General features: G+C 39.1%; 9 protein-coding genes and 1 pseudogene. All 10 read left to right on the forward strand.

Features of this window, described 5'->3' with window-relative positions; translation table 11 throughout:
* Nucleotides 1-650 precede the first annotated feature (650 nt).
* The 10 genes and pseudogenes from CWB72_RS05550 (at nucleotide 651) to CWB72_RS05595 (ending at nucleotide 8,684) form a co-directional block, all read left to right on the forward strand.
* Nucleotides 651-1,814, forward strand: coding sequence for a nucleotide sugar dehydrogenase (locus CWB72_RS05550; RefSeq protein WP_138629801.1), 1,164 nt, complete (start codon nucleotides 651-653; stop codon nucleotides 1,812-1,814).
* 261 nt (nucleotides 1,815-2,075) lie between these two features.
* The gene (locus tag CWB72_RS05555; protein ID WP_138629803.1) at nucleotides 2,076-2,294 is read left to right on the forward strand and encodes a hypothetical protein; all 219 of its coding nucleotides are present in this window, start codon (nucleotides 2,076-2,078) and stop codon (nucleotides 2,292-2,294) included.
* A gap of 190 nt (nucleotides 2,295-2,484) precedes the next feature.
* Nucleotides 2,485-3,860: pseudogene (locus CWB72_RS05560) on the forward strand (MBL fold metallo-hydrolase RNA specificity domain-containing protein).
* 101 nt (nucleotides 3,861-3,961) lie between these two features.
* On the forward strand, nucleotides 3,962-4,837 hold the full coding sequence (gene galU / locus CWB72_RS05565; protein WP_138629805.1) for a UTP--glucose-1-phosphate uridylyltransferase GalU: 876 nt from the start codon (nucleotides 3,962-3,964) through the stop codon (nucleotides 4,835-4,837).
* A 406-nt stretch (nucleotides 4,838-5,243) separates the two neighbouring features.
* Nucleotides 5,244-5,477 carry a hypothetical protein gene (locus tag CWB72_RS05570; protein ID WP_138629807.1) on the forward strand — a complete coding sequence of 78 codons (234 nt, stop codon included), beginning with the start codon at nucleotides 5,244-5,246 and terminating at the stop codon, nucleotides 5,475-5,477.
* A 20-nt stretch (nucleotides 5,478-5,497) separates the two neighbouring features.
* On the forward strand, nucleotides 5,498-5,992 hold the full coding sequence (locus CWB72_RS05575) for a protease inhibitor I9 family protein (RefSeq protein WP_138629809.1): 495 nt from the start codon (nucleotides 5,498-5,500) through the stop codon (nucleotides 5,990-5,992).
* Nucleotides 5,989-6,261, forward strand: a complete 273-nt coding sequence (locus CWB72_RS05580) for a hypothetical protein (RefSeq protein WP_138629811.1) — start codon at nucleotides 5,989-5,991, stop codon at nucleotides 6,259-6,261. Before CWB72_RS05575 ends, CWB72_RS05580 begins: the two co-directional genes overlap by 4 nt.
* 18 nt (nucleotides 6,262-6,279) lie before the next feature.
* Nucleotides 6,280-7,209, forward strand: coding sequence for a PD40 domain-containing protein (locus CWB72_RS05585; protein ID WP_138629812.1), 930 nt, complete (start codon nucleotides 6,280-6,282; stop codon nucleotides 7,207-7,209).
* 213 nt (nucleotides 7,210-7,422) lie between these two features.
* On the forward strand, nucleotides 7,423-8,097 hold the full coding sequence (locus CWB72_RS05590) for a hypothetical protein (protein WP_171037226.1): 675 nt from the start codon (nucleotides 7,423-7,425) through the stop codon (nucleotides 8,095-8,097).
* A 305-nt stretch (nucleotides 8,098-8,402) separates the two neighbouring features.
* Entirely contained in the window at nucleotides 8,403-8,684 is a 282-nt protein-coding gene (locus CWB72_RS05595) for a GIY-YIG nuclease family protein (protein ID WP_138629814.1), read from the forward strand.
* Nucleotides 8,685-8,905: the final 221 nt, after the last annotated feature.

Below are 8,905 nucleotides of genomic sequence, written 5' to 3' on the forward strand. Positions count from 1 at the left end.
TACCCGATGGGCGTAGCTACATGGATGTAAAACAACATAGCATCCAGCACTTTCCATTTACAGTGCGCGCAGCAAGACTAGCGTTGAGCGTGAGGCCTAATCGTGCAAAATATACGTTGCAAAGCAAGGTTATTTTTGCGCAAGGTGAAATGAGTAACCTTAACAAGCTACTATAGAGTACTCAATTTGTAGCTTTGTAGGCCGTTATTTATGGCGGTAGTGTGATGAAACGTACGCTAGCACTGAGTTTATATTGTGCAATTCAGTTTATAACACCAACTTAAAAAATTTGTTTCGCTAAAGCAAAACCTACAGGTGAACGGTTTATTTATTGCCTTGGTCGTTATTTTTGATCAAGGTGAAATGAGCAATCTTAACAGCTACTATAGATTACTCAATTTGTAGCTTTGTAGGCCGTCATTTATGGCGTCAATTTAAAAACTTTTTTGAGCTGTAGGTCAGCTTACAGACGGCTTGTTGAATTTTATTTAAGCCTAAGTTCATGTCGAAAAGCTTGAATGTTATTACTGCCAAATTATTAATAATATAATATGTGGCTTTTCATGTATTAATGAATAGATAGGTGGTTTGAACTCCTCAATTAATACTGTAATATAATTCCGTTTTTGAACTGTAAATATGGAATTTTAATGAAAATAACAATAGTTGGTACAGGCTACGTAGGCCTCTCGAATGCTTTATTGCTTGCTCAAAGTAACAAGGTAGTTGCTTTAGACATTGATGAAAATAAAGTCCAACTATTAAAAGATAAGAAATCCCCGATTGTCGATACTGAAATATCTCACTTTTTAGCGAATGAGCCAGTAAATTTTACAGCAACTACAAATAAAGATTCGGCACTACAAGGTGCTGACTTTGTCGTGATTGCAACACCTACTGACTATGATCCAGAAACAAACTACTTTAATACAAGTAGTGTTGAGTCTGTAATCGCAGATGTTTTAAAAATAAATTCAAGTGCGACTATGGTAATCAAATCGACAGTACCAGTAGGTTATACAAAATCTGTAAACGAAAAGTTTGGTGTTGATAATGTTATTTTTTCACCTGAGTTCTTAAGAGAAGGTAAAGCGCTATACGATAACCTGCACCCGTCAAGAATTATTGTTGGTGAACAAAGTAAAAGAGCTGAGGTATTTGCTAACTTACTAAAGCAAGGTGCCAGAAAAGAAGAGGTTGAAGTATTATTTACCGATTCTACTGAAGCTGAGGCAATTAAGCTGTTTTCAAATACTTACCTTGCTATGCGCGTGGCGTATTTCAATGAACTTGATAGCTATGCTGAAGCTCACGGTCTTGACTCTAAGCAAATTATTCAAGGTGTAGGCTTAGACCCGCGTATTGGCAACCACTATAACAATCCATCTTTCGGTTATGGTGGATATTGTTTACCTAAAGATACTAAGCAGTTGTTGGCAAATTATAAGGATGTGCCAAACAACATGATTAAAGCAATTGTAGATGCAAATACTACACGTAAAGACTTTATTGCTGAATCAGTGTTAAAAAAGAACCCAAAAGTAGTTGGCATTTACAGGCTAGTGATGAAGTCAGGGTCTGATAACTTTAGAGCGTCTGCAATTCAAGGCATCATGAAGCGCATTAAGGCGAAAGGTGTAGAAGTCGTGGTTTATGAGCCTTCTTTTGATGGTGATTCTTTCTTTAACTCGAAAGTGGTTAAATCATTAGAAGAGCTTAAAGCGACAGACGTAATTATTTCTAACCGCATGAATGAAGAGTTGTCTGATGTTGCAGAAAAAGTTTATACCCGAGATTTATTCGGTAGCGATTAGTTGTAAGCGGGCAATATCAGTTCTAAAGAAGCGTTGGTTTATCCAGCGCTTTTTTGTATTAGTGAAAAATATGCGTTGCGAAGCAAGGTTACCTGTGCGTAAGGGCGAAACGCGTCTTGAGGCTTGCGAGTGTGCGCAGCAAGACTAGCGTTGAGCGTGAGGCCTTGGATGGCCGAACCGGACACAAGCTACATGGAAGTATTGCGACTCAATATTAATTAAGTATCGAAACGAAGTTTCGCAGCACGAGGAGGTGAGGGTATGGATACCCGATGGGCGAAGCTACATGGATGTAAAACAACACTGCATCCAGAGCTTTTTATTTACAGTGCGCGAAGCAAGGTTATTTTTGCGCAAGGTGAAATGAGTATCCTAACAGCTGCAATAGAGCACTCAATCTGTAGTTTTGTCGTTATTCATAACGACAAGGTGTTTTACGTTTCGGTAGCACCGACTTTATGTCGGGTAATTCAAATATAGGGGAGTTGTAAAAACCATGTTGCGCTAAAGCACAACCTACAGGTGATTGGTTTAGCTACTATGGAGTACTCAATTATCCAATTTATTTCTTCACCAACCATCGTTTTCTTCACTTTACCCAAGCCTGTAACTTAGATACTGTTGCTCTTGTTTGAAAAAGGAGCACATTATGCCAAACGGAGATGGCGAAATAATTATTAAACACCATGGCGCAACCCAAGGGGTAACTGGTTCTTGTCATGAGTTGGTTATTAATGAGCAATCTAGCTTGCTCATCGATTGTGGCTTGTTTCAAGGAGGAGAATCACGGCAATCTCTAAATATCGAATTTGATATTCAAACCGTCTCAGCACTTATTATCACCCATTGTCATATTGATCATGTAGGCCGTATTCCATATCTGTTGGCAGTCGGGTTTAACAAACCTATTTAATGTAGCCCTGCAACCGCCAAATTATTACCGCTGGTGATAGAAGATTCACTGAAAGTAGGTGTTACACGAGAACAAGCATTAATTAATATCTGCCTCAAGTTGTTACAAAAACTGATTGTACCTTTAGAGTTTAATCAATGGCATAAAGTTAATTTAAGCTGCGAGTCTGAGACAAAAGTACGATTTCAGCGTGCAGGTCATGTATTGGGTTCTGCCTATGTTGAAATTGATATAGGGCAATACCAGAAACAAAGCAAAAGCGCTAAGCGCATTGTTTTTTCAGGTGACTTGGGTGCGCCTTACACGCCCCTTTTACCTACGCCAAAACCTCCTTATAAAGCCGATGTGCTCGTAATGGAATCAACTTATGGTGACAAAAACCATGATGGCAGAAAACAGCGTACTAAAAAGCTAAAACAAGTGATTGAGAAAGCGGTTAGTGATAATGGTGTTGTGCTTATCCCTGCTTTCAGTATTGGTCGAACTCAATAGTTATTGTATGAACTAGAGCAAATTATTCATAGCGTACCTAAAAAGTCAGTATGGCAGGTATCGAAGTCATTATCGACTCACCTATGGCAGCCAATTTCACAGAGTTTTATCTAGAATTTAAAGAACTGTGGGATACCGAAGCCAAACGACGTGTAAAACAAGGGCGACACCCTTTGGACTTTTCTAGTGTTGTCACAATAGGTAGCCACAAAGAGCATGTTGCAGTGGTGAATTATCTAAGAACGCGAAATAAGCCCGCGATTGTGATTGCTGCTGGCGGCATGTGTAATGGCGGGCGTATCGTGAATTACTCAGAAGCATTTTTACCCGACTCTACAGCAGACGTTTTATTTTTGGGTTATCAAGCTAAAGGTACTTTAGGGAGAGATATTCAAAAATATGGTTCGAGAGGTGGGTACGTGTTTATTAATAACCAACATGTAAATATCAAGGCTGCGATTCATACTATCAGCGGCTATTCAGCCCACGCAGATCAAGCAGGCCTAATTCGGTTTGCAACTAAGATGAAAAGCCCGCCAGGCGTGATCAAGCTTGTACATGGCGATACATTTTCAAAACAAGCACTTAAGAATAAGTTAGCGCCTTTATTATCAAAAACAGAAATACAAATTCCAGAGTAGTATTCGTTAAAATACTTTAGGGTTTGTAATTCGCCTCAAAAGCCCGTTAAAATAACAAAAATGCCAAAGAATATGGCGATAAATAATAAATTGGACGAATTATGAAAGCAGTTATCCCAGTAGCGGGCCTTGGTACTCGCATGCTCCCTATGACGAAAGCTATTCCAAAGGAAATGCTACCTTTAGTCGATAAGCCTCTTATTCAATACATTGTGAAAGAGTGCGTTGCTGCTGGTATTAAAGAGATAGTGTTAGTCACACACTCTTCTAAAAATGCCATCGAAAACCACTTTGATACAAGTTTTGAACTTGAAGCTACATTAGAAAAGCGTGTAAAGCGTAAGCTTTTAGATGAAGTTCGCGGTATTTGCCCAGAAGACGTAACCATTATGCATGTACGTCAGGGTGAAGCTAAAGGATTGGGTCATGCGATTATGTGCGCGCGTCCAATCGTCGGTGAAGATGATTTTGTTGTGGTACTACCGGATGTAATTCTAGATGAGTACACGGCAGATCAAAGCTCTGAAAATTTAGCTGCTATGATTGCTCGTTTTAGAGAGTCAAGTGCTAGCCAAATCATGCTTGAGCCTGTAGCACAAGAAGATGTGAGCAAGTACGGTATTGCTGATATCAACGGTGCTGAGCTAAGAGCTGGTGAAAGTGCGCCAATCAAGACAATGGTTGAAAAGCCTGCAGTTGCAGATGCACCTTCAAACCTTGCTGTAGTAGGGCGCTATGTGTTGTCTAAAAACATTTGGCCACTCCTTAAGAAAACACCAATTGGTGCTGGTGGTGAAATTCAGCTAACCGATGCAATCGATATGCTAATGGAGCAAGAGACAGTAGAAGCTTTCCATATGAGCGGTCGAGTACATGATTGTGGTGATAAAATGGGTTACCTAAAAGCCATTGTTGAATATGCAATGCGTGACGAAGCATTAGGTCCTGAGTTCACAAAATTCATAAAAAATATTTAGTGCCTGTAAGCTAATATCTAGATGTAAAAAGCGTGGTTTTGACCACGCTTTTCTATTTTTAAATTCTCCTTACTGTTCACTAACAATAACTTTCTCAACTACAAACTTACCTTAAAAACTCATGTTTTAACGTGTTAATCACTTTCCCCCTCTTTCACTAATAGCGAATATTTTCAGTCTATGCGGCTATTTTAGTATGACTTTATGGCCTAATTTCATCGTATTTTTGTATAAGTGAATTTTATGTAACTTTATGAAATATATAAAAATGATAAAAAATGAAGTATTAAACACATAGAATTAACGGGTCTTGCTTGCTCCATAAAATTAACTTATTTATCACCTAGCATTAACACAGCAGCATAAGCGCTGCTCAATAAATCATAACAATAATCTAGGTAACATTATGACAAGGTCTTTTCAAAAAACCGTGCTAGCCACTTCATTGGCCATGGTCATGGGAAGCACATCAGCAATTGCGATTAAACCAAACGCAGAGCTACAGCCAAGCAAAGTAGTAAATACTCAGAAAGGTTCAACACCAAGAGATATATCAGATCTTTATTTTATTCACTTCGAGCAAGCTCCTTTGGCGAGTTATCAAGCCAGCTTGAAGCGAGTGCGCAAGCTCAGCATTTAAATAAACACCGTAAACTGAATGTGCACTCTAGTGCCAGCCAAACGTATGTAAAACAACTACAACAACGTGCGAGTTTACTTAGCCAAGTACAAAGCGTGCTGAAGCGCAATCTGGTTATTGAAAATGAATACAATTATGTCGCGAATGCGATTACAGCAAGGCTTTCTGAAGAAGAGGTTTCGTTGCTACAAAATCAAGCAGGTGTAAGGTTCGTACACAAGGTACAGCTTAAAGCCTTGCATACAGATACTGGTCCTGCATTTATTAAAGCGCCGGCTGCATGGCATGGTACGTCAGGCACTTTAATGGGGAGTATGGGGGAAGGGATGATTGTGGGCGTACTTGATACAGGGATCAATCCACATGCACCATCATTTGCTGATATAGGGGCTGATGGCTATGACCATACAAACCCATTAGGTGAAGGGAACTATTTAGCGGATTGCATTGAATATGAGCAATATTGTAATGACAAGTTAATCGGGATCTGGTTTCTGGGCAAGAGCAGTCAATGAGCGCATGTTATTACGAGCGCTTTCATCGAGGTTTAGACTGGGCAAAAAGTGGCAAATACTTGGTTATTAGTGATTTTACTGAGCAAAATACGCCTGCATTATTTCGCTTCGAGCCAGACACGAACGCACGTCAGCAAATTTCATTTCTTAAACGCGGTGAAAAAGACACTCAGATCAGTATTCATCCGAATAGCCAAGCAGTTGCCTTTATTCGTACCAAAGACACGTTATCAGATGTGTATCTTATTGATGAACAAGGTAAAGAGTAAAGGCTAACCAAGCTGTCAGTGCCTATATATGGACTCGCGTGGACCGCGGGTGGTGATCACTTACTTATTGATGCCTTACATCAAGAGAGCGCCAGAACATGGCAATTAAACCCTGCGACTCAAGCCATCAAGCCATCATTTAAAGATGGTACTGCTTTTAATTTGGCAACCCACAGCCAAGAAAAGACCGTTTTATATAGCCGCCATAGATCGATTGAGCAGATTGTACAACGCGATAATTTGGGGGCGACTAAAGTAAGCATAAGCTCTGCTGGCCGTGATTTATATGCATCGGTTCAGGGCAACAACATGGCATTTATTTCTAGTCGTAGCGGCACCTTTGATATTTGGCATAAGAATTTAGCCACAGGAGAAAGTACGGCATTAACGAATAGTGAAGGGGTCGTTGGCACATCCGTTATGCTAAGCAATAATATGGTCGTGTACCCACTTAAGCCTAATGCAGAGTCGAACAGTCATGTATATCTGCATGGTGTGACTAAGAACACACGGACCAAATTACTCAATGATAACTTTAACTATAAGCACCTATCGTGGAATGAGTCATTAATTACACTTTTGATGAGTAGTGATCGTTCTGGTGATTGGCAGTTATGGCAATTCGATTTAAATACCAAGCAACTTAAACAAGTAACAGCTAATGGTGCTGGTTTTGGTTATTTAACCTCGCGAGGCGTGTTTTATAGCAAAGAAAATAGCCAAGGTATTTATCAGCTAAACGATCAACAAGAAACACAAGTTATTAGCACATTACAAGGCGAAGATTGGGGTAATTGGCAAGTTACAGAGTCAGGCATATATTATGTACAACGTAACCAGCATACAGACAGTGTATATTTCTATGACTTTGAGAGTCAGGTCAGTAAAGAAGTGTTTGCTTTAAATCGTAATGAAATTAAACGTAATCGCTCTTTGGTTGTGAATTAACAAGGGATCTTTTTAACTTTAGTTGGTGCGCATCAGGCAGACATAGTTAAAATTACAACGCAATCAAAGCTGTAAAGTTGCGCTTTTAGTTCGTGCTTTAACAAGGTACTAGGTAAAGAAAAGATAAATTTTATAATTGGTGGTTTATCTTTTTTTTAAAGCATTTAAACTTAAGCTGTTAAATACTTTACCCATAAGGTTTTGCTTTAGCTTATGAAAGTGCACTTAGGCCGCCGAGCGTTTTCGGCTATGGAGCTACATACTTTGTTTCATGGCTATATTTATGGTGATGAAAAACAGAAGCGCGAGCAACCGAAGCACTGGCATTTTTGGTTACCTCTTATTGCCTACTATACGGGTGCTTATAGCGATGAAATTGGCAATTTAACCCTTGATGATGTGATCAAAGTTGAGGGCGTACATTGCTTTAAATTTGCGACACACCAGAAAATTCAATCCCGAGTAGTACCTATTCATACCTCGTTATGGCAAGCTGGATTAGAACCGTATCTAGAGTTTGTGAAAAGCCAAAACGAACAGCGTTTGCTATTTGACCTGCCAGCCAAAACAGGGCGTTACAGTGAAAAAGTACGCATTTGGTTTTCTGGTGAAGGTAAGCGTTTAGGGTATTTACAAAAGTGCGATATTCCAAGTATTGACCAGCAAGGTCACAAAACATCTGTGAGTAGCTTACGTTTGAACTTCGAACAGCAAATTCGTATTTCAGCCATTCAACACTTAAACAAACCTGCATTTCATTATTTATTAGGTCTAAAAGATCACGACCTATTAAAAGAACCCTCTCCACAGTTATTAAAGAAGATCATTGCACCAGTGCGCGTAATCAATTCATCAGTGTATTGGCAACGTTTTTTAGAAAGGCACTGAGCTTGTTAGATTGATTGCACACTTTAACTTTTAGTCACCCAGAACTTATTTCAGGGTCGAAAAAACTAAGAAATAGATTCCGAAACAAGTTCTGAATGACAAGGTGGAGTCGGAATGACGTAGATGAGGTTGGTGCTTTATCAGTCACCCTGAACTTGTTTCAGGGTCTAAAACTAACAGATAGATTCCGAAACAAGTTCGGAATGACAAGGTGGAGTCGGAATGACGTAGTTGAGATTGGTGTTTTAGCAGTCACCCTAAACTTGTTTCAGGGTCTAAAATTGTTATTTTGAAAGGAATTCAAAATGTCAAAAGCTGTGTATATTCTTGCCTCCAAACCAAAAGGTACTCTATATATTGGTGTTACTAGTAATCTAAAGCAGCGCATCTATCAGCATAAAGCTCATCTAACCGATGGGTTTACTCATCGTTATAATGTGTGTCAATTAGTATATTTTGAACTATTTGAAGATATGTATCATGCAATTACTCGTGAAAAACAGTTAAAGAACTGGCATCGGCAATGGAAGATTAACCTTATTGAAGGAAATAACCCTGAATGGTTAGATTTATATGCAAATTTATAGATTCATTTTAGTGCTATAACAAATGCTTAAATTATTACATTATCTTGAATTTATTTTAGGGTCTACTAACTAAGCAATAGATTCCGAAACAATTTCGGAATGACGAGGTTGAGTCGGAATGACGTAGTTGAGCTTGGTGTTTTAGCAGTCACCCTAAACTTGTTTCAGGGTCTAAAAAACTAAGAAATAGATTCCGAAACAAGTTCGGAATGACGAGGTTG

It is taken from the genome of Pseudoalteromonas phenolica (assembly GCF_005886345.1).
Lineage (GTDB): Bacteria > Pseudomonadota > Gammaproteobacteria > Enterobacterales > Alteromonadaceae > Pseudoalteromonas > Pseudoalteromonas phenolica_A.